Annotated in this window: 23 protein-coding genes and 1 other RNA gene; 8 read left to right on the top strand and 16 right to left on the bottom strand. The window is 40.2% G+C overall.

From position 1 onward, the window contains the following. The coding region (locus tag QM843_RS07080; protein WP_195327149.1) for an IS3 family transposase at window positions 1–96 on the top strand (96 nt) is incomplete at its 5' end. 84 nt (window positions 97–180) lie between these two features. Here QM843_RS07080 and QM843_RS07075 read toward each other — a convergent pair. The 5 genes from QM843_RS07075 to QM843_RS07055 all read right to left on the bottom strand — a co-directional run bounded on the left by QM843_RS07075 (window position 181) and on the right by QM843_RS07055 (window position 5,112). Next, window positions 181–1,515 (bottom strand): Nramp family divalent metal transporter, encoded by a 1,335-nt coding sequence (locus QM843_RS07075; RefSeq protein WP_000094601.1) that lies wholly within the window; start codon window positions 1,513–1,515, stop codon window positions 181–183. Window positions 1,516–1,891: 376 nt separating this feature from the next. Then, window positions 1,892–2,239: a transfer-messenger RNA gene (ssrA, locus tag QM843_RS07070) on the bottom strand. A gap of 61 nt (window positions 2,240–2,300) precedes the next feature. Further along, window positions 2,301–2,936: an SGNH/GDSL hydrolase family protein gene (locus tag QM843_RS07065; RefSeq protein ID WP_414304655.1), complete on the bottom strand. Its 636-nt coding sequence runs from the start codon at window positions 2,934–2,936 to the stop codon at window positions 2,301–2,303. A gap of 1 nt (window position 2,937) precedes the next feature. Continuing rightward, window positions 2,938–3,765, bottom strand: a complete 828-nt coding sequence (locus QM843_RS07060) for an HAD family hydrolase (protein ID WP_261016704.1) — start codon at window positions 3,763–3,765, stop codon at window positions 2,938–2,940. Between the two features lie 21 nt (window positions 3,766–3,786). Further along, the gene (locus tag QM843_RS07055; RefSeq protein WP_414399206.1) at window positions 3,787–5,112 is read right to left on the bottom strand and encodes a CapA family protein; all 1,326 of its coding nucleotides are present in this window, start codon (window positions 5,110–5,112) and stop codon (window positions 3,787–3,789) included. Between the two features lie 174 nt (window positions 5,113–5,286). Between QM843_RS07055 and def the strand changes: the two genes are divergently transcribed. Beyond that, complete coding sequence (def, locus tag QM843_RS07050; protein WP_001272956.1) at window positions 5,287–5,898, top strand: peptide deformylase; 612 nt, start codon at window positions 5,287–5,289, stop codon at window positions 5,896–5,898. A 44-nt stretch (window positions 5,899–5,942) separates the two neighbouring features. Next, entirely contained in the window at window positions 5,943–6,671 is a 729-nt protein-coding gene (gene rlmB / locus QM843_RS07045) for a 23S rRNA (guanosine(2251)-2'-O)-methyltransferase RlmB (protein WP_000855742.1), read from the top strand. Between the two features lie 39 nt (window positions 6,672–6,710). On the opposite strand, the gene trxB is transcribed toward rlmB, so the two are convergent. The 7 genes from trxB to QM843_RS07010 form a co-directional block, all read right to left on the bottom strand. After that, window positions 6,711–7,622, bottom strand: a complete 912-nt coding sequence (trxB, locus tag QM843_RS07040; protein ID WP_414304653.1) for a thioredoxin-disulfide reductase — start codon at window positions 7,620–7,622, stop codon at window positions 6,711–6,713. A gap of 65 nt (window positions 7,623–7,687) precedes the next feature. After that, a complete protein-coding gene (locus tag QM843_RS07035; RefSeq protein ID WP_000926599.1) occupies window positions 7,688–7,912 on the bottom strand; it encodes a DUF4059 family protein in 225 nt (74 codons plus the stop codon). 77 nt (window positions 7,913–7,989) lie between these two features. Further along, window positions 7,990–8,733 (bottom strand): amino acid ABC transporter ATP-binding protein, encoded by a 744-nt coding sequence (locus tag QM843_RS07030; protein WP_000590965.1) that lies wholly within the window; start codon window positions 8,731–8,733, stop codon window positions 7,990–7,992. Continuing rightward, entirely contained in the window at window positions 8,733–9,533 is an 801-nt protein-coding gene (locus tag QM843_RS07025; protein WP_020901891.1) for an amino acid ABC transporter permease, read from the bottom strand. Before QM843_RS07025 ends, QM843_RS07030 begins: the two co-directional genes overlap by 1 nt. Before the next feature lie 157 nt (window positions 9,534–9,690). Continuing rightward, window positions 9,691–10,047 (bottom strand): arsenate reductase family protein, encoded by a 357-nt coding sequence (locus QM843_RS07020; RefSeq protein ID WP_020901892.1) that lies wholly within the window; start codon window positions 10,045–10,047, stop codon window positions 9,691–9,693. A gap of 5 nt (window positions 10,048–10,052) precedes the next feature. Next, window positions 10,053–10,571 carry a methylated-DNA--[protein]-cysteine S-methyltransferase gene (locus tag QM843_RS07015; RefSeq protein ID WP_414304652.1) on the bottom strand — a complete coding sequence of 173 codons (519 nt, stop codon included), beginning with the start codon at window positions 10,569–10,571 and terminating at the stop codon, window positions 10,053–10,055. Beyond that, window positions 10,571–11,065: a GNAT family N-acetyltransferase gene (locus QM843_RS07010; protein ID WP_414304651.1), complete on the bottom strand. Its 495-nt coding sequence runs from the start codon at window positions 11,063–11,065 to the stop codon at window positions 10,571–10,573. Before QM843_RS07010 ends, QM843_RS07015 begins: the two co-directional genes overlap by 1 nt. Window positions 11,066–11,199: 134 nt before the next feature. Here QM843_RS07010 and QM843_RS07005 point away from each other — a divergent pair, with 134 nt between their 5' ends. Continuing rightward, on the top strand, window positions 11,200–11,643 hold the full coding sequence (locus QM843_RS07005; protein WP_414304650.1) for a DUF1836 domain-containing protein: 444 nt from the start codon (window positions 11,200–11,202) through the stop codon (window positions 11,641–11,643). Then, on the top strand, window positions 11,643–12,290 hold the full coding sequence (trhA, locus tag QM843_RS07000) for a PAQR family membrane homeostasis protein TrhA (protein ID WP_153199681.1): 648 nt from the start codon (window positions 11,643–11,645) through the stop codon (window positions 12,288–12,290). The genes QM843_RS07005 and trhA overlap by 1 nt, the downstream gene beginning before the upstream one ends. Window positions 12,291–12,310: 20 nt before the next feature. Here trhA and pdxT read toward each other — a convergent pair whose 3' ends face one another. From pdxT to nox, 3 genes are all read right to left on the bottom strand, one after another. Beyond that, window positions 12,311–12,892 (bottom strand): pyridoxal 5'-phosphate synthase glutaminase subunit PdxT, encoded by a 582-nt coding sequence (gene pdxT, locus QM843_RS06995; protein ID WP_414304649.1) that lies wholly within the window; start codon window positions 12,890–12,892, stop codon window positions 12,311–12,313. Next, window positions 12,893–13,768, bottom strand: a complete 876-nt coding sequence (gene pdxS / locus QM843_RS06990) for a pyridoxal 5'-phosphate synthase lyase subunit PdxS (protein ID WP_000138517.1) — start codon at window positions 13,766–13,768, stop codon at window positions 12,893–12,895. A 152-nt stretch (window positions 13,769–13,920) separates the two neighbouring features. Beyond that, window positions 13,921–15,300, bottom strand: a complete 1,380-nt coding sequence (nox, locus tag QM843_RS06985; protein ID WP_143951900.1) for a H2O-forming NADH oxidase — start codon at window positions 15,298–15,300, stop codon at window positions 13,921–13,923. A 307-nt stretch (window positions 15,301–15,607) separates the two neighbouring features. On the opposite strand from nox, the gene QM843_RS06980 reads away from it, so the two are divergent. Genes QM843_RS06980 through QM843_RS06970 form a run of 3 tightly spaced genes read left to right on the top strand, consistent with a single transcriptional unit; the run spans window position 15,608 to window position 18,453 of the window. After that, window positions 15,608–16,531: an FAD:protein FMN transferase gene (locus QM843_RS06980; protein WP_203212803.1), complete on the top strand. Its 924-nt coding sequence runs from the start codon at window positions 15,608–15,610 to the stop codon at window positions 16,529–16,531. A 59-nt stretch (window positions 16,532–16,590) separates the two neighbouring features. Then, entirely contained in the window at window positions 16,591–17,196 is a 606-nt protein-coding gene (locus QM843_RS06975; RefSeq protein WP_000915951.1) for an NADPH-dependent FMN reductase, read from the top strand. Window positions 17,197–17,214: 18 nt separating this feature from the next. Continuing rightward, window positions 17,215–18,453, top strand: a complete 1,239-nt coding sequence (locus QM843_RS06970; RefSeq protein ID WP_045607182.1) for an NAD(P)H-dependent oxidoreductase — start codon at window positions 17,215–17,217, stop codon at window positions 18,451–18,453. A gap of 218 nt (window positions 18,454–18,671) precedes the next feature. Here the strand turns inward: QM843_RS06970 and QM843_RS06965 are convergent, their stop codons facing one another. Next, a complete protein-coding gene (locus QM843_RS06965; protein ID WP_020903505.1) occupies window positions 18,672–18,929 on the bottom strand; it encodes a DUF896 family protein in 258 nt (85 codons plus the stop codon). Window positions 18,930–18,935 lie beyond the last annotated feature (6 nt).

Raw genomic sequence — 18,935 nt, 5'->3', positions numbered from 1 at the left:
ATTGTAGACTATATTGATTACTACAACAACAAACGAATTAAGGTAAAACTAAAAGGACTTAGCCCTGTACAATACAGAACTAAATCCTTTGCTTAAATTAATTGTCTAACTTTTTGGGGTCAGTACAAATCTTGGGTATCTTTTTTCTTATATGCTTGTTTTATAACTCGGGTGAATTTCTTAGAAAATATCAAATAACAATTTCACATTGAGAATTGTTAAGATAATGGAAACGATATAGCCAAGGATGGTATTCCATTTGGCATTGGTAAATTCTCCCATCAGTGATTTCTTAGAAGTTAGATAAATCAGTGGGAAGATTGAAAATGGAAGAGCAATCGAAAGAAAGACTTGTGAATAAACCAATAACTGATCCAATGTTTTTTCCTGATGACCAAACAGAACCGCTACAATCATGACAGGCAACAAGGCAAAGAGACGAGTTGCCAAACGAATGAACCATTGAGGTAATCTCATATGCAAGAAACCTTCCATAACGATTTGTCCAGTCAAGGTACCCGTAATTGTCGAATTTTGACCACTGGCTAATAAAGCCAAGGCAAACAAGGTTGATAAGGTCGAGCTAGCTATAGCTCCTGCAATAGTAGAATCCTGCAAGGCATTATACATTTGAGAGAAGGCAGAAATCTCAGATGCATGGCCGAAAAAGAGAGCCGCCCCGAGAATTAATAGAAGGGAGTTAACCACAAAGGCCAAGGATAATTGGAGATTTGAATCCCAGGTCATAAAGCGCACGGCTTTTCGAACATCATTCTTGTCCTTGTGATTGATTTTCCGAGTTTGTGACAAGGAAGAATGCAAATAGAGGTTATGGGGCATAACCGTTGCTCCCACGATCCCTAGTGCCAAGGTTAATTGACTTTCATGCCCTGGCAAGGGACTTTCAAATAAGGTTGCATTCGGTAGATAACCCTCAACGATTCCTTGGAAGCTTGGATGTGACAAAGCTACCAGATAGGTAAAAATTGCTAGAATGGTTAAAATCAGTGTTGTCACAATAGCTTCAATCTTCTTAAAGCCAAATTTCATCAGAAGCAATAAGAGAAAAACATCCAACACGGTCAAGAGAATTGCTATCATAATCGGAATCTTAAAGAGAAGATTGAGAGCAATCGCTGAACCTAGAACTTCTGCCAGATCTGTCGCCATCAAGGCTAATTCTAAAATCACCCATAGACTATAACGAAGCCATTTAGGTGAATGATGAGCCGTTGCTTGAGCCAGGTCCATCTGGGTTACAATACCAAGCTTTCCTGCCATCTGCTGAAGTTGCATGGCAATGAGAGATGAAATCAAGATAACAAACAAGAGACTATACTTATAGGAAGCACCACCGACTACACTGGTAATCCAGTTTCCTGGATCCATATAACCAACTGCGACAAGAGCACCCGGACCTAAAAAGGCATTTAAATTTTGCCAGAAATGATTGTTATTTGGAGTATCGATAGATTGATTAATCTCAGAGAGTGACACTTTTTTATGAGAAGACATAGATACTTACCTCTTTCTAAACCTACTTTTTCATTATTTTCTATTAGAGAAAAATAAGATTGACTTTAAACTATTAAAACAATGAAAACTATATGAAAAACATTTAGTTTTTTCATTATTTTTCTTAAGGCACCTTAATATTTTTCTTAAGGCACCTTAATTATAACACAAAAATGAAAACTATATGAAAAACATTTAGTTTTTCATTATTTTTCTTAAGGAACCTTAATTATAACAGAAAATATGATAAAAACTTAAGAAAATTCAGGACTTGCTTTAATATTTAGGATACAACTGAAAATTGTATCCTTTTTGTAAAAAAGAATACCAAAGACAAAAATAAAAAACGTTGATTTAACAACGTTTCACCAATTAATAATGGAGCCGGTGGGAGTCGAACCCACGTCCAAACATCTGCTAACATATTTGTCTACAACCATAGGTTATGTATTCGTTTAACAGTCCCTCGACACATAACTCAAGCCTAGAAACCGCGAGTCTATCAATCTCTTATCAAGCCGCTAGACAAGACTTGATCGTATCTCGCTAATAATAAGACCTGTCATTGAACACGAGCAATCCAAATCGGGTCACGCCTGCTGGTTTTTAGGCAGCTAGAGCGTAAGAAGTGTTATTTTTTGCAGTTATATTTAACTGAGCGTTTACGTCGCCACACGAGTCGCAAAATATGCCTCATAATGCCTGTCGAATCCGTAACGACCCCAAAAGACAATAAAACCATTATACCTTATCTAACACAAAAATGCAAAAAGGAAAGCAATTAACTACAAAAGATAGTCTTTCAAAGATTTTGTCAAAACCTGATAACCAGCAACACTAAGGTGCAACCCATCAGTTGTATAATCTTTTTTGAGTTGACCTTCTTGGTCTATCAAACTATCAAAAACTGGCACAAATTCTACCTGCATGTAGGCAGAGGAAAGTTCTTTATAGGCTTGATTCCATTTCTGAATTTTTTCATTCGTGCGGATATAGACTGTCTGCTTGTACTCCTCGCCCTCATTGACTGGCAAAATGGAAAGTAATTTCATCTCTGTCAATGGATAATCGCGAGCAATGGATTGTATGATAGCTTCGAGATTATTGAGTGCCTCATTCACAGGAACATCTTTTCCGATATCATTTGTCCCAATCAAAAGGACAATTTTATCTACCGCTCCACCGTAAAGATGCGCATCTAGATTCTCTAGTAACAGCCCTGTCTGATAACCTCGAATGCCTCGATTGACAATCGTCTTTGAAGTTCCAAATAACTCCTGTAGAGGATAATATTCAACAATGGAATCCCCAATAAAGAGAATATCTGGCTCTAGAACAGAAACTTGATTTAAGTGACGATACTTGGTTTGGATTTTTTCTTGTTCCTTTAGTAACCAATTTTCTAATAACTGTACTGCCACTTCATTCTCCTTTTTCTAACCAGTTTTCCAAGACTTGATAAACTCCTCCTTGGCTGTTGGCTGGGGCTAGAGCAGTCGCCACAGCTTTGGCCTTGTCATCAGCATTTTCCATCGCATAGGCAATTCCAGCCATTTCAAGCATTTCAACATCATTTTCACTGTCACCAAAAGCCATGATTTGTTGGGGGTTCAATTCCCAACGCTTGAGTAATTCTTCCAAGCCCCATGCTTTATGAATCCCAGCTTGGAGGATATCAATGCAACCATAGCCACTCGATACAGCCCGAACACGTCCATCAAAGAGGTCATTGATCTCTTCCAAAACCGAGTTCAAACGTTCCTCTCCAACAACCATACTCATCTTGAGTACACCACCAAAGAGGTCAGAGGTTAATTTATCCACAAAATTCATCCGTTGGTAGAATTTTTCAATCATTTCTGGAGTCATAAAACTTTCAAGATCTGTAAAAATGGTACCTTCTTTGACGAAACCACCCTTCATCCCCGTTACAACAAACTGGTCCTGACACGCTCGATCCTTGAAATGAGCCAAAGCCTTGTCGACAATGACATCATCCCAAGTCTGGGCCTGAATCAGTTCATTGTTTTCAAAAATACGAGCACCATTAGCAACAACCAGAACCACTCGATCGACCAAGTGCTCCAGTAGTTGCCTCATGCGGTGAATCTCATTGCCCGTCGCGATGACAAAACGAATACCCCTTTGATCCAACTGATCTAAAATCTTTTCCAAACGTGGGAGATCAAGCTGGCCTCTAGCATCCAGCAAGGTCCCGTCCATATCTGTCGCAATTACTTTAATCGTCATTTTCTTTCCTCTGGATTCAAGTTAGTCCCACTTCAATCCCACATGTTCGTTCATTTCTTTATAGGCTGTATCAATTCGTTCCTTAGTCGCTTCATCTAACTGATCACGATGACTACCACCTTCGATAAAATCTTCTAAGATATAGGTTTGGTAAAGGAAGAGTGGATAACCTTCTGGAGAATAGGTTCCTTTAGGTGTACGGTTTACCCAAGAAGGATGCGCTTTGGCAGTTTCGATTGTCGTCCTACCGGCTTTTTTCTTAATAGTCACATCCATGAGCACGCCACGCTCTGTCCACTTAGCATTCTCTTCATCTTGCATGGTTTCAATTCGTTGATTGGAAATGAAGTTCCCCATTGAATAGATAATGAGTTTCTTGTCCCCATCTTTTTCAACCGTTTCAGATGGTTCAACAACGTGAGGATGCCCTCCAAAAATAATATCCGCTCCCCAATCAATCATCTTGTGATAAAGAGCCTTTTGTTCTTCAGTTGGTTCCAAGCGATACTCCACACCCATCTGAGGCATGATAATGGTGATATCTGCTTCCTTCTCTGCTCGTTCAATTTCAGCCTTCATCTTGTCTTCGTTTAGGTCTGAAAGATAGCGGTTATAGTCTTCTTGGGAAATACTTTGCTCAATTCCATTAAAACCATAAGAATAGGCCAAAAGTGCCACCTTAATACCGTTCACTTCCTTGATAACCAGTGGAGCTTGATCACGTGACTCATGCGTATACACTCCAATAGGTGTCATTCCTGCCTTCTCAATAGCATCTGCTGTTGAGACCACACCTTCTATTTGTGAATCTAGAATATGGTTATGCGCCAAGTCTAGCACTTGATAACCTGCATCCTTGATGGCATCCATGACTTCGCCAGGTGCATTAAAAAGAGGATAACCAGCCAAATAGTGGTCCTTGTTTACCGTACCTTCAAAGTCGCCTATAATCAGGTCTGCTTGTTTGAGCCATGGTTTCACATAATCAAAATTTTCATGAAAATCATAGGTTCCATCTTCTTTTAAGGCAGAACGATAGATAGGAATGTGATAGAGGAGGTCCCCGTTAGCCATAATTCTTGCAGTTTTTTCCTCGTCCTGATCTTTAGCATTTTGATTGGTCTTATTTGCTTCTTGAGAAATGGTATCCTTTTTTTGACTGGTTAAGGGGATTCCTTGGAAGCTTTCAAACAACAAGACCAAGCCCATTGATAAAACAACTGCTAGCAAGAGTATCGCCACAAATCCCTTATTGCTCCACTTGCGATAACTCCTAAAAAAGTTCACAAAGCCCCTCATAAAACGAAAAACTGGTCCACGTTTATGTCTATCTTGTCTTCTTTGCATCTTTATTCTCCCTACTTTCTAATGCAAGCCTTTTCTTTTTATTATATCACAGATAAGTAATTCTTTCACAATTGAATTGAATCTGCTAGGCATTTTCTATAAAAGCTCGATGCCGTAATGCTTTCAATCCTTGTCATTTTATGATATCATGTAGAGGTAATGAAAGGAGAGAAAATGTCTGCAATAGAACGTATTACAAAAGCTGCTCACTTAATTGATATGAACGATATTATCCGCGAGGGGAATCCTACTCTACGCGCGGTTGCTGAGGAAGTTACTTTCCCCCTATCTGATCAGGAAATCATCCTTGGCGAAAAGATGATGCAATTCCTCAAACATTCCCAAGATCCTGTCATGGCTGAAAAGATGGGACTCCGTGGCGGGGTTGGACTTGCTGCTCCTCAATTAGATATCTCAAAACGCATTATCGCTGTTTTGGTACCTAATATTGTTGAAGAAGGAGAAACTCCACAGGAAGCCTACGACTTACAAGCCATTATGTATAATCCAAAAATCGTCTCTCACTCTGTTCAAGACGCTGCTCTTGGCGAAGGAGAAGGTTGCCTATCTGTTGACCGTAATGTGCCTGGTTATGTAGTTCGCCATGCTCGCGTTACTGTTGACTACTTTGACAAGGATGGCGAAAAACACCGCATCAAACTTAAAGGCTATAACTCCATCGTTGTTCAGCATGAAATTGACCACATTAACGGAATCATGTTTTACGATCGTATCAATGAAAAAGACCCATTTGCAGTTAAAGATGGTTTACTAATTCTAGAATAAAGAAAATCCCGTTGCAAGACGGGGTTTTGTGTTATAATAGAGGCATGAAAACAAATGATATTGTCTATGGCGTCCACGCCGTTACCGAAGCCCTACTTGCAAATACCGGCAACAAACTCTACCTCCAAGAAGATCTCCGAGGTAAGAATGTTGAGAAAGTCAAGGAGCTGGCTACAGAAAAGAAGGTATCCATTTCTTGGACCTCAAAAAAATCCCTCTCTGAGATGACTGAAGGTGCTGTTCACCAAGGTTTTGTTCTACGAGTGTCCGAATTTGCCTATAGTGAGCTGGATCACATCCTTGCCAAAACACGTCAAGAAGAAAATCCTTTGCTATTAATCCTGGACGGGTTAACTGATCCTCACAACTTAGGCTCCATCTTAAGAACCGCTGATGCAACCAATGTTTCCGGAGTCATCATTCCCAAGCACCGTGCTGTCGGAGTAACTCCTGTCGTTGCCAAAACAGCCACAGGTGCTATTGAGCATGTTCCAATCGCCCGAGTGACCAATCTAAGCCAAACTCTGGACAAACTCAAGGATGAAGGCTTCTGGACCTTTGGAACAGATATGAACGGTACTCCTTGCCATAAGTGGAATACAAAAGGGAAAATTGCCCTCATTATCGGAAATGAAGGAAAAGGCATCTCTAGCAACATCAAAAAACAGGTAGATGAAATGATTACCATTCCTATGAATGGACATGTTCAAAGCCTTAATGCCAGTGTTGCTGCAGCCATTCTCATGTACGAAGTTTTTCGAAATAGACTATAAAAAAAGTTTCCAGTCATCTGATTGGAAACTTTTTTATGATTAACTATGTTCGGTGATAAACTTGTAGGCTTCTTGACCAGCGATAGCTCCATCTCCAACTGCTGTTGTCACTTGACGAAGGTCTTTCTGGCGAACATCTCCAACTGCAAAGATACCGTCAACTGCAGTTTTCATGTGATTGTCTGTCACAATCCAGCCTGCCTGATCTTGGATATTCAATTCTTTAACAAAATCACTAAGAGGGTCCAAACCAACATAGATAAAGACGCCACCGAAGGCTTGCTCTGTCACTTGACCTGTTTTCACATTTTCAAATACGACAGATTCTACTCGGTTTTCACCCTTGATTTCCTTAACTACAGAATCCCAGATAAAGCTGACTTTCTCATTCGCAAAGGCGCGATCTTGTAAAACCTTTTGGGCACGAAGCTGGTCACGACGGTGAACAATGGTAACAGTCTTGGCAAAACGAGTCAAGAAGAGGGCCTCTTCAACTGCTGAATCTCCACCACCAACTACCAACAAATCTTGGTCACGGAAGAAAGCACCATCACACACGGCACAGTAAGAAACACCTCGACTATTCAGTTCTTCTTCTCCTGGAACTCCCAAAGGACGGTGTTTAGAACCAGTCGCTACGATAACGGTACGTGTTTCATATGTTTGATCATCGGTCATCACTTTCTTAAAATCACCATGGTCTTGGACATTCTCAACATAACCATAGATGTGCTCCACACCAAGATTTTCAAGTGGTTCAAACATCTTTTCAGCCAATTCAGGTCCACTAATATTAGCGTATCCTGGGTAATTTTCAATATCAGATGTATTATTCATCTGACCACCTGGCAGACCACCTTCAATCAAACCTACTTTCAGATTACTTCGAGCAGCATATAAGGCTGCAGTCATACCCGCGGGTCCAGCACCGATAATAATAGTATCGTACATATAGATTCCTTCTTTCTTGTTGTAACTATCTTTATTCTAACTCTTTCTTGTCAATCAAGCAAGGATTATGCCTTGAAAACAAGAATTAAACTCATAACCGCAAAGGATAATACTGGAACAACCAAGACACCAATCATAATCATATCATAGAGATGGGCTTGGCGAGCCTTGGCTGTCTTATCAACTCCCGACATGGCTCTCAGTCCAATCCAAATCCCTAAAAAAATCAGGACGAGGATGGTGGTCAAGATCAAACTCTCGAAATATAAAGAAAATAGTTGCAGTAGCATGATTTCTCTCATTTCTATCTTTTTTAAAGAGTAAACTCAGCTAGTCCAGCTAACTGAGTTTTCCTTTATCTATTATATCAAATATAAGTCCGTTTGTAACTAGCGAAGAATTCTTTTGTCCGCTCTTCTTTCGGATGGTGGATAATCTCATCCGGTGTTCCAGACTCAATGATTTTCCCCTTATCTAAGAAGAGAATCTTATCAGCCACTTGGGCTACAAAGGACATGTCATGACTAACCAAAATCATGGTCTGACCTGACTTAGCAGCATCTGCGATAGATTTTTCTACTTCTCCGACCAATTCTGGGTCAAGGGCTGAAGTTGGTTCGTCTAACAGCAATACATCTGGTTTCATGGCAAGGGCACGCGCTAAGGCAACCCGTTGCTTTTGTCCACCTGATAAATGTCGAGGGTAATGGTTTTCACGGTCAGAAAGCCCAACCTTAGCCAACTCTTCCTTGGCAATCTTAGTCGCTTCTTGATCAGATAATTTCTTGACAACAACTAAGCCTTCTTTCACATTATCAAGTGCTGTACGTCGTTCAAACAAATTAAACTGTTGGAAAACCATGGACAGCTTGCGGCGTAGGGCCAGGATTTCTTCCTGAGTGATTTTAGAAAAATCAACTGAGAAATCATCAATCTGAATTGATCCACTGTCAGGAGTTTCAAGATAATTGAGACTACGAAGAAAAGTTGATTTTCCAGCTCCTGAAGAACCAATCAAGGCTACAACTTCCCCTTTTTGAATATCTAAGTCCAGATGATCCAAGACAGTCTGTCCTGAAAAGGATTTGCTTAAATTCGAAATCTTAATCATTAACGAAGGTCTCCTTTCACATCTGTTTGCACTGTATCGGGTGCAGAAATAGCCATTTTTCTCTCGATGAAACGACCGAGGCTTTCAATTCCGATATTGACTACCCAATAAACAAGGGCAACGGAGATGAAGCGCTCAAAGTAACGATAATCAGCTCCACCCAGAATCTGAGCTTGGGCAAATACTTCCACAACACCCGCACTAAAGGCTAGGGAAGTTCCTTTGGTCAAGCCGATGAGGGAATTGATTAAGGTTGGAGTTGCCACAACGGCTGCATTTGGAATAATTACGCGACGATAAACTTGTGCTCGGGTCATACCCAGACTGCGTGCCGCCTCAATCTCACCAGGATTGACTGAGAGAATGGCTGCACGAATGGTTTCACTCGCATAAGCTGCTTCATTGAAAGCAAAGGCGACAATCGCAAAAGCAGCGGCTGGAATCGCATTGATATTGAAACCAGTTCCCCATTGCTGATTGAGAGCTTTCAAAGCCAAAGGAATTCCGTAGTAGGTCAACATGAGTTGCACCAAAATCGGTGTCCCTTTTAAGAAACTAACAAAGAAGGCCTGCAAGGGATATAAAATTTTGACACGATTGATTTTCACAATGGCAAAAAGAAGTGCCAAAACCAAGCCAAAAAGAGCACCACCAATTGTCAACATAATCGTTGTTGGAAGTTGTTGGACAATTCTCGGAATTCCATCAAAGACCGAACGCAAGCTAAAAAGCTTGCCATCCGGAATCAATTGCATCAAGTTTTGGTACCAATCTGATGCTAAAATCGTTGTAACATTCATAAAAACATCCTCTCCTGATAATGATTCATTCTACCATACTTCTGCCGTCAATGAAATTATTTGCTACGGTCAGATACAGACTTTGTCTACCTACTAGTTTATCATACTTTGAAACAGGGAGGTTATATATTTTATCTATCAAAGAGATAGATAAAAACTATTTCAATCCCAATTCTTCATAAGGTTTTCGATAACCGATTTGCTTAACAGTTCCATTTTCTACTAAAATGGGCCGTTTTAACAACATACCGTCGCTTGCTAGCAACTCAGCTGCTTCTTGGTTTGACAGACTTCCTACCTTATCTTTCAGTCCTAATTCACGGTATTTGATTCCACTGGTGTTGAAAAATTGCTTCAACTCGAAACCTGAGGTCTCTAGCCAGTTTAAAATGACTTCTTGACCAGGTGTTTCTTCCACGATGTGAACAGCTTTATAGTCTACACCGAGTTGGTTTAATTCTTGTTTTGCTTTTTTACAAGTTGAACATTTTGGGTATTCGATAAATTCTAACATGTGTTTCACTTTCTATTGTTTATATCTTTAAAATCTGCGTCTTCATGCTCCAAGAGCCAAGCTTTCTTTTCCACTCCTGCAGCATAACCTGTCAGACGCTTGCATGCTCCCAGCACACGATGACAAGGTACTAGGATAGACCAAGGATTGCGTCCTACCGCTCCGCCAATTGCTTGAGCAGAAGCCACTTGCAGATCTTGGGCTATTTGTCCATAGGTCACTGTCTGACCATAAGGAATTCTCTGTAAATAGGACCAAACTCGCTTTTCAAAATCCGTTCCGATTGGAGCCAAGGGCAAGTTGGATAAATCCTGAGACTTACCTTTAAAGTAAGCATCTAAGCAAGTAATAACTGGGTCTAAAATGGGATGACTAACAACTGCTTCTATCGTCTCATCTACTAGTCCCCTCTCAAAATGCTTCTGCTCCTGCACCCAAACGCCATACAGATATTGCTCGTCGGCAACCAAAGACAAGGTTCCTATTGGCGAAGAATAGAACATTTTTGCGTACTTCTTTTGCATTATTTCTTTAATTTTTGATAGGCCAAGCGTTCGCCATCAACAGGCACTTTACCAACCTGTTTAAAACCAAGTTTTTCAAAAATATGTTGCATAGCTTTGTTTTCAGCATGCGTATCTGAGCGAAAATCAAGATAGTCAAAACCTTCAATCAAGCCCTCTAAAAAGGTTTGAGCAACTCCCTGTCCCTGGACATCTGCTGCCACAGCAATACGGTGAAAGACCAGGTACTCTGACTCTCCAGCTTGCCAGTTGCCTTCATAAATGGCTTCATAGGCTGCCTCTGGACTCTTGGTCACAGCTGCATAAGCTAGTAGTTGTCCCTCTTCCAAGGCTACATAGGCTTGACCTGAGATAATATCTTCAATAATAATATCAGCATTTGGATAGCCATTTTGCCACTGGTCACTACCAGCATCTGCTAAATATTTTTTAGCATCTTCCATCACCTGCATGATGGCATCTACTTCATTTGGAAAAGCTAAACGAATCTCCATCTTTTCTCCTCATTTCTGACTAGTTTCTCCCATCATAGCATAATTTAAGTCTTTCTACAAGCAGTTAAAACTTGACTTTCTGTTTTTGTTATTTTATAATCTAGTTATTAAAACTAGATAAAAAGGAGTTGAAAATGAAAACTACCTTTTCCTACCCCAAATGGGCAGAAATTCCAAACATCGACCTCTATCTGGACCAGGTTTTGCTCTATGTCAATCAGGTCTGCGCCCCTATTTCTCCTGATAAAGACAAAGGTCTAACAGCATCTATGGTCAATAATTATGTGAAACATGGTTACCTGACAAAGCCTGACAAGAAAAAATACCAACGCCAACAGATTGCCCGTCTGATTGCTATCACAACCCTCAAGTCGGTATTCTCTATTCAAGAAATAGCCCAGACACTTAATACTCTACAAAGTCAAGCAAGTTCAGAGCAACTCTACGATGCTTTTGTGGACTACATGAACCAAGGAGTTGATCCAGCTAACCCCATTATCCAAAGTAGCTGCCAAACCGTTAAACTCTATCATCAAACTCTAGCCTTAATCGATCATACTCAAGAGGAGGAAATCTAATGAATACAAGCCTAAAGCTCAGCAAACAACTCAGTTTTGGAGAGGAGATTGCTAATAGCGTGACCCATGCCGTAGGTGCAATCATCATGCTCATCTTACTCCCCATTTCATCAACCTATAGTTATGAGACACACGGATTTTTATCATCTATCGGCGTTTCCATTTTCGTTATTAGTCTCTTTCTCATGTTTCTATCATCCACCATTTACCACTCTATGGCCTATGGTTCAACCCATAAATATGTCTTGAGAATCATTGATCATTCTATGATTTATGTTGCTATTGCAGGCTCATACACGCCCGTCGTCTTGACCTTAATGAATAACTGGTTTGGCTATCTGATTATTGCCATCCAATGGGGAACGACCATCTTTGGTATTCTCTATAAAATCTTTGCTAAAAAAGTCAATGAGAAATTTAGCCTTGCTCTTTACCTGATTATGGGCTGGTTGGTTCTAGCTATCATTCCTGCCATTATCAGTCAAACAACGCCAATTTTCTGGAGTCTCATGGTAACTGGCGGACTCTGTTATACAGTTGGGGCTGGATTTTACGCCAAGAAAAAACCTTATTTCCACATGATTTGGCATCTCTTTATCCTAGCAGCATCTGCCCTCCAATACATTGCCATTGTTTATTACATGTAAAAAAGTTGAGAAATTCAATCTCAACTTTTTTCTTTACACATATTAATAAAGTACTGGTGCAAGCGCACATCATCAGTCAATTCTGGATGAAAAGAAGTTACCAGCATATTTTTTTCTTGGGCTGCAACGATTTGATTATCAACTGTTGCTAGAATTTCTACATCCTCTCCAACACTACTAATAATCGGACCACGGATAAAGGTCATTGGAATCTGACCAACTCCTTTACATTCCGCTTCCGTGTAGAAACTTCCTAATTGGCGCCCATAGGCATTGCGCTCGACCACCATATCCATAGTTCCTAGATGACTCTCTTCCTGAGAAGTAATTTCCTTAGCCAGCAAAATTAAGCCTGCACAGGTTCCAAAGGCTGGTAAACCAGATAGAATGGCTTCTCGAATGGGAATCAGCATGTCCTGCTCACGTAAGAGCTTGCCCATGGTTGTAGATTCCCCACCAGGTAATATCAAACCCGACAAATCACTCTGATGTTTCTGAAAATCTTCTAAATTTCTGATTTCAACACTCTCGACACCTAATCGATCTAGCACTTTTGCATGTTCTGCAAAGGCCCCTTGCAAGGCCAATATTCCGATTTTCATCTATTTTCCTCGCTCTGCCATGAGAATTTGAATTTCATTTTCATTAATACCAACCATGGCTTCGCCTAGATCTTCAGAGATTTGAGCTAGGATTTGAGGATTACGGAAGTTAGTTACCGCTTTGACAATGGCACTCGCTCGTTTAACAGGATCTCCTGACTTGAAAATACCTGAACCGACAAAGACACCCTCTGCCCCTAATTGCATCATCAACGCAGCATCTGCTGGCGTTGCAACGCCTCCAGCCGCAAAGTTTACAACTGGCAATTTTCCATGTTCATGGACGTATTGAACCAATTCTACAGGTACCTGCAAGTCCTTAGCAGCAACATAAAGTTCGTCCTCTCGTAAGTTTTGAATACGGCGAATTTCCTGATTCATCATACGCATATGACGAACAGCTTGGACGATATCCCCCGTACCCGGTTCTCCTTTGGTACGAATCATAGAAGCACCTTCAGCGATACGACGCAAGGCTTCCCCCAAATCCTTAGCCCCACAGACAAAAGGAACTTGGAATTCTTTTTTGTCCACATGGAAACGGTCGTCTGCTGGAGATAGAACTTCACTCTCATCGATATAGTCAATCTCAATAGCCTCTAAAATCTGAGCTTCAACAAAATGCCCGATTCTGACCTTGGCCATTACTGGAATGCTAACCGCTTCTTGGATTTCCTTAATCATCTTTGGATCACTCATACGTGAAACCCCACCAGCTGCACGAATATCAGCTGGAATCCGCTCCAAGGCCATCACAGCTGCCGCACCAGCAGCTTCTGCAATACGGGCCTGTTCAGGGTTCTGAACGTCCATGATAACCCCACCTTTAAGCATCTGTGCCAAGTTTTTATTTAGTTCATAACGATTTTCAGTCATTTCTTTATCCTCATCATTTGTATTGGTAGCTACCATTTCATTTTAAGTTAGATTAAAATGAAGTACAAGATAAAAAAAACGTAATTGTGTGGGTACAGATTGGCTAAAAAAACTATCTGACCTTAGCTTAAGGCCAGATAGTTCATCAAATTTTATTTTTCAGCTGTAAGGGCAGCCATTGTGATGTAGTTATATGGTTTGTTGAAGTGTGGCAAGAAGAATAGGTCTGTCAATGCCAATTTATCAATTGTCACATGCTCTTGGATAGCAAGTGAGAACATGTGGATTCCCATGCTGATTGCAGAATCGTGTGAAACCATTTGTGCACCAAGAATTTCACGGCTATCTTTGTCAAAGACAATCTTGATGGCAACTTCATGGTTGTCATGCTTCATAAATTCTGGTTTTTGAAGATCGTTAAAGCCTGTTTCAGTTGCATTGTAACCAGCAGCTTTCGCTTTTTCAAGAGTCAAACCAGTTGAAACCATGTGAAGACCGTAGATTGAGATACCGTTTGATCCTTGAACACCGATTCCTTCCAATTCATGTCCACATGCGTTATATGCACCAACGATACCAGTACGAACAGCGTTTGAAGCAAGCGCGATGTAGCTAGTGTCTTTACGAGCGTTGTCATAAACAGTCGCACAGTCACCTACTGCGTAAACGCCTGGGATAGATGTTTCTTGTTTCTTGTCTACAAGGAAGGCACCGTTACGGAAGAGTTCAATTTTTCCATCAGCAAGGGCTGTGTTTGGACGGAAACCAACTGCAAGGATAACCATATCCACATCGAAAGTTTCTTTATCAGTAATCAAGCGTTCAACTTTACCGTCACCCTCAATTGCTTTAACAGTTTGACCAAGCGCCAAGCGGATGTTGTGGTCTTCCAAGTTCTTCGCCATCATTTGAGTGAAGTCTTTGTCGTAGTATCCGTTCAAGACAGTATCTACGATGTCAACAAGGACAACTTCTTTTCCAAGACGCTCAAAAGCTTCAGCAAGTTCAACACCGATGTATCCACCACCAACAACGGCGATACGGTCAAGGTGTTGGCTCTTGTCAGCCAATTTATGAATCACTTCTTCAGCATTTTGGTACAATTTAACGAATTGTACATTTTCAAGAGTTGCTTTAAATTCACGGTTTCCTTTAACAATTTCAACACCTTCGATTGGTGGCAAGATTGGTGTAGAACCTGTAGCGAAAATCAATTTATCGTATGATTCTTTGTGCTCTTTCCCTTCAACTTCTGCTGTAACTACTTTGTTATCATAGTCGATTGAAAGAACTGGTGAATTCATGTATACCTTAGCACCTTTAGCTTCCAATTTTTCTTTATCAGAATAGAACAAGCCTTCAGCACCGTCAATTTGTTCACCAATCCAAAGAGCCATTCCACATCCTAGGAAAGAGATGTTAGAGTTCTGGTCAAATACAACGATTTCGTTCTCATTTCCAAAATTATCCAACATAGTATTAATACATGCTGTACCAGCGTGGTTAGCACCAACTACAACGATTTTACTCATAGAAAAATTCCTACCTTCAATTTTAAATTTACTCTTCTAGTATAACATTTACTGTTAGCGTTTACAAGAGTTTAGTTAATTTTCCCGATTTTTTTGTAAAAAAATGTAAATAATCTGTATTTTATCAGTCTTTCTTACAATTACTCTTTTTTTCTGAGCATATTTCTTGACAAGTTTACAAATTTTATTTGTGAAAACGCTGACTTTATGGTATGCTAGTATCATGGAAAGAAAATGTAAGGGGTTAAATTTAATATAAATTTACTATATTTCAGCCTTCTTTTCATAAGAGAAAGGAGTTGGTAGCTTGCCTCTTAGTTCACATTCCGAACGGCTAATGGGGACTACTATCACTATTTCATTAGTAGATGAGCGAGCCGATAGCTTGATCCAGAAATCCTTTGATTTACTCAGAGAGCTCGAATACCGCTTCAATGCCAATAGCCAAGAATCTGAGTTGATGGAAATCAATCATCAAGCTGGAATAGCCCCCGTCAAGGTTCATCCAGACCTGTTCGAACTGATTTCACTTGGATTAGAGCATAGCCTCGCGCCATCTAGCCATCTCAATATCAGCATTGGTCCCTTGATTCAAACCTGGCGTATCGGTTTTTCAGATGCCAAAGTTGCCCAGCCTCAAGAAATCGAATCAATTCTCCCTTTAATCAATCCTCATTATATCGAGTTAGATTCTTCTACTTCTACTGTGTTTCTAAAACAGAAAGGAATGAAGATAGACCTAGGTTGTTTAGCCAAGGGTTATAGTGCGGATAAAGTTGCTCAATTTCTGAGAAAAGAGGGAGTGACATCTGCCTTGATCAATCTGGGAGGGAATATCCTGACTATTGGAAAAAATCAGGCAAGAGGGGATCAGCCTTGGCGAATTGGGATTCAAGACCCAGCCAATCCGAGGGGAAATCACTTAATGACCATCCCTGTTGTCAATAAATCTGTCGTGACTTCAGGCATTTATGAACGTCACCTGACTGTCGATGGAAAAGATTACCATCATATTTTTGACAGCCAAACAGGTTATCCTGTTGAAACGGAACTAGCGAGTCTAACAATCATCTCTGATAAATCAGTTGATGGTGAAATCTGGACAACTCGTCTATTTGGAGAAAGACCTGCTTCTATCCTCTGGCAAGTCGAAAGTTTGGAGGGCATCGAAGCTATCCTCATCGATAAGGAAGGTCACCTAAGCTGTTCTTCAGGAATGCCTACTCTATAGAAACAAATGTTTCAATGGAGTTTTAAAATTGTATTATGTAAAAAGAGAAAGGAAATCTCATGTTAAAACTTATTGCTATTGTTGGAACAAATTCAAAACGTTCTACAAACCGCCAATTGCTTCAATACATGCAAAAACACTTTGCTGAAAAAGCTGAAATTGAACTTGTTGAAATTAAAGACATTCCTGTCTTCAACAAACCAGCTGACAAGCAAGTACCTGCTGAAATTTTAGAAATTGCTGCTAAAATTGAAGAGGCAGATGGCGTTATTATTGGTACTCCTGAGTATGACCACTCTATCCCAGCTGTTTTGATGAGCGCTCTTGCTTGGTTGTCTTATGGTATCTATCCACTTTTGAACAAACCAATCATGATTACAGGTGCTTCATATGGTACGCTTGGTTCATCACGTGCCCAATTACAACTTCGCCAAATCTTGAATGCCCCAGAAATCAAAGCAAGTGTCCTTCCAGATGAATTCTTGCTTTCACATTCTCTTCAAGCCTTCAATCCAAGTGGAGATCTAGTGGATCTTGATGTTATCAAAAAATTAGATGCCACTTTTGACGACTTCCGTATCTTTGTAAAAATTACAGAAAAATTGCGCAACGCACAAGCCCTACTTCGCAAAGATGCTGAAGACTTTGACTGGGAAAATTTGTAAGATAGGAGACCAAAAAGAATGAAATTTGTTGGACTTGTAGGATCAAACTACGATCAATCATATAACCGTAAACTCTTGGAATTCATCCGTCGTCACTTCAAACTCAAATTTGAATTAGAAGTTCTCGAAATTGATGAAGTTCCAATGTTTAACCAAGACGAAAAATGGGACGAAAGCTTCCAATTGCGTCTCTTGTATAACAGAATTACGCGTGCTGATGGTGTCATTATTGCTACTCCTGAGCACAACCACACAATCTCAGCTTCTCTTAAATCAGTTCTTGAATGGCTTTCATACGAGGTTCATCCATTTGAAAACAAACCAGTCATGATTGTGGGAGCTTCTTACTACGACCAAGGTACTTCTCGTGCCCAAGTTCACCTTCGTAAGATTCTTGACGCTCCAGGTGTCAATGCCTACACTCTTCCAGGAAATGAATTCCTTCTTGGTAAAGCTAAAGAAGCTTTTGATGTTAATGGAAATATCACGAATGAAGGAACTGTTAATTTCCTTGAAACATGCTTGGACAACTTTGTAAAATATGTGGGAGTCGTTTCAAAATTGAAAAAACCAAAACCAATTGAGCCAGAAGATTTATATTGTACAAATTCAATTGCAACTACTATCCAAGGTGTTGATCCAGATGATCCTGAATGGGTAGAAAAAGCTGCTGAACTTGTTGGAGCTGTTTCTGGAGATACTTACGTTAAATTAGACCACGGTATCTTGACAGTTAACCAACTTGACATGTTCTTGAAAGCAATGCCATTTGAATTGACATTTGCAGATGATAATAATCAATTCTTGTACTTTAATAACGCACACCAAGACCCAGATACAATGTTTGGTAAACGTGTCCGTGCTCAATCAGGAAATAGATTAGGAACAGTACACGGTACATTGCCAGATTCTAGAATGAAAAACGTTGAATGGGTTGTCGGCGTATTGCGTAATGGGGACCAAGAATATGTCCGTACAATTGTACCAGGAACACCTGAAGGTGTTATTAATACCCATAATTACCAAGCAATGTACTATCCAGATGGTTCATATGCTGGAATCAATGAAATCATCTTTAATTTCCAACCATGGCTTGACTGGTACCTCAATACAACTGGTCAACGTCTAGTTGGTGGAAATGCTGCAGCTCCTGCTGGAGGACACGGTGGCGCAGATGCTACATCTGGAGCTTCTGATGCAGGTGATGCTGGAGGCCACGGTGGTGGCGCAGACGCTACATCTGGCGCAAGTAACTAATAACTTTAGGAACCATCTTGGTTCCTTTTTTAACAAAAAAAGACTAGCAAACACAAATTGCTAGTCTTTTGGTTATTATTTCATCTATCTTTGTTAAAAGAAAGAATACTTATACTCAATGAAAATCAAAGAGCAAACTAGGAAGCTAGCCGCAGGCTGTACTTAAGTACGGCAAGGTGAAGCTGACGTGGTTTGAATTTGATTTTCGAAGAGTATTATTATGAATTTGGATCATCGAGACTACGGCCATGTAAACCTTTTTCACGTTGTACCTGACGTAGTTTCTCTGGTGTAACATCATTTCCTTCTTCATCCACAATTTTTATTCCCTCAATGTGGTGACGAACAGTGCGACGATAACCTTCGATGTACTCCTCACGTAGTTTGGCTTGTTCTACTTTTTCTTCTGGGGTCAAGCCTTCTATTTTTTTCTTTTTGGCAAGCTCGTTGATACGATCAATTTTTTTAGGATCCATGTTTCT

Origin of the sequence: Streptococcus mitis, from assembly GCF_047463435.1 — a bacterium.
GTDB classification, from domain to species: Bacteria; Bacillota; Bacilli; order Lactobacillales; family Streptococcaceae; genus Streptococcus; species Streptococcus mitis_DS.
Note: the sequence above shows the minus strand (reverse complement) of the source record. Positions and strands in the feature narration are given on the sequence as shown.

What these genes read in the sequence shown, in the direction of transcription:
- QM843_RS07075 (WP_000094601.1), bottom strand. Translation starts at nt 1,515, where the DNA reads ATGTCTTCTCATAAAAAAGTGTCACTCTCTGAGATTAATCAATCTATC.
- QM843_RS07060 (WP_261016704.1), bottom strand. Translation starts at nt 3,765, where the DNA reads ATGACGATTAAAGTAATTGCGACAGATATGGACGGGACCTTGCTGGAT.
- QM843_RS07055 (WP_414399206.1), bottom strand. Translation starts at nt 5,112, where the DNA reads ATGCAAAGAAGACAAGATAGACATAAACGTGGACCAGTTTTTCGTTTT.
- def (WP_001272956.1), top strand. Translation starts at nt 5,287, where the DNA reads ATGTCTGCAATAGAACGTATTACAAAAGCTGCTCACTTAATTGATATG.
- rlmB (WP_000855742.1), top strand. Translation starts at nt 5,943, where the DNA reads ATGAAAACAAATGATATTGTCTATGGCGTCCACGCCGTTACCGAAGCC.
- trxB (WP_414304653.1), bottom strand. Translation starts at nt 7,622, where the DNA reads ATGTACGATACTATTATTATCGGTGCTGGACCCGCGGGTATGACTGCA.
- QM843_RS07035 (WP_000926599.1), bottom strand. Translation starts at nt 7,912, where the DNA reads ATGCTACTGCAACTATTTTCTTTATATTTCGAGAGTTTGATCTTGACC.
- QM843_RS07030 (WP_000590965.1), bottom strand. Translation starts at nt 8,733, where the DNA reads ATGATTAAGATTTCGAATTTAAGCAAATCCTTTTCAGGACAGACTGTC.
- QM843_RS07025 (WP_020901891.1), bottom strand. Translation starts at nt 9,533, where the DNA reads ATGAATGTTACAACGATTTTAGCATCAGATTGGTACCAAAACTTGATG.
- QM843_RS07020 (WP_020901892.1), bottom strand. Translation starts at nt 10,047, where the DNA reads ATGTTAGAATTTATCGAATACCCAAAATGTTCAACTTGTAAAAAAGCA.
- QM843_RS07015 (WP_414304652.1), bottom strand. Translation starts at nt 10,571, where the DNA reads ATGCAAAAGAAGTACGCAAAAATGTTCTATTCTTCGCCAATAGGAACC.
- QM843_RS07010 (WP_414304651.1), bottom strand. Translation starts at nt 11,065, where the DNA reads ATGGAGATTCGTTTAGCTTTTCCAAATGAAGTAGATGCCATCATGCAG.
- QM843_RS07005 (WP_414304650.1), top strand. Translation starts at nt 11,200, where the DNA reads ATGAAAACTACCTTTTCCTACCCCAAATGGGCAGAAATTCCAAACATC.
- trhA (WP_153199681.1), top strand. Translation starts at nt 11,643, where the DNA reads ATGAATACAAGCCTAAAGCTCAGCAAACAACTCAGTTTTGGAGAGGAG.
- pdxT (WP_414304649.1), bottom strand. Translation starts at nt 12,892, where the DNA reads ATGAAAATCGGAATATTGGCCTTGCAAGGGGCCTTTGCAGAACATGCA.
- pdxS (WP_000138517.1), bottom strand. Translation starts at nt 13,768, where the DNA reads ATGACTGAAAATCGTTATGAACTAAATAAAAACTTGGCACAGATGCTT.
- nox (WP_143951900.1), bottom strand. Translation starts at nt 15,300, where the DNA reads ATGAGTAAAATCGTTGTAGTTGGTGCTAACCACGCTGGTACAGCATGT.
- QM843_RS06975 (WP_000915951.1), top strand. Translation starts at nt 16,591, where the DNA reads ATGTTAAAACTTATTGCTATTGTTGGAACAAATTCAAAACGTTCTACA.
- QM843_RS06970 (WP_045607182.1), top strand. Translation starts at nt 17,215, where the DNA reads ATGAAATTTGTTGGACTTGTAGGATCAAACTACGATCAATCATATAAC.
- QM843_RS06965 (WP_020903505.1), bottom strand. Translation starts at nt 18,929, where the DNA reads ATGGATCCTAAAAAAATTGATCGTATCAACGAGCTTGCCAAAAAGAAA.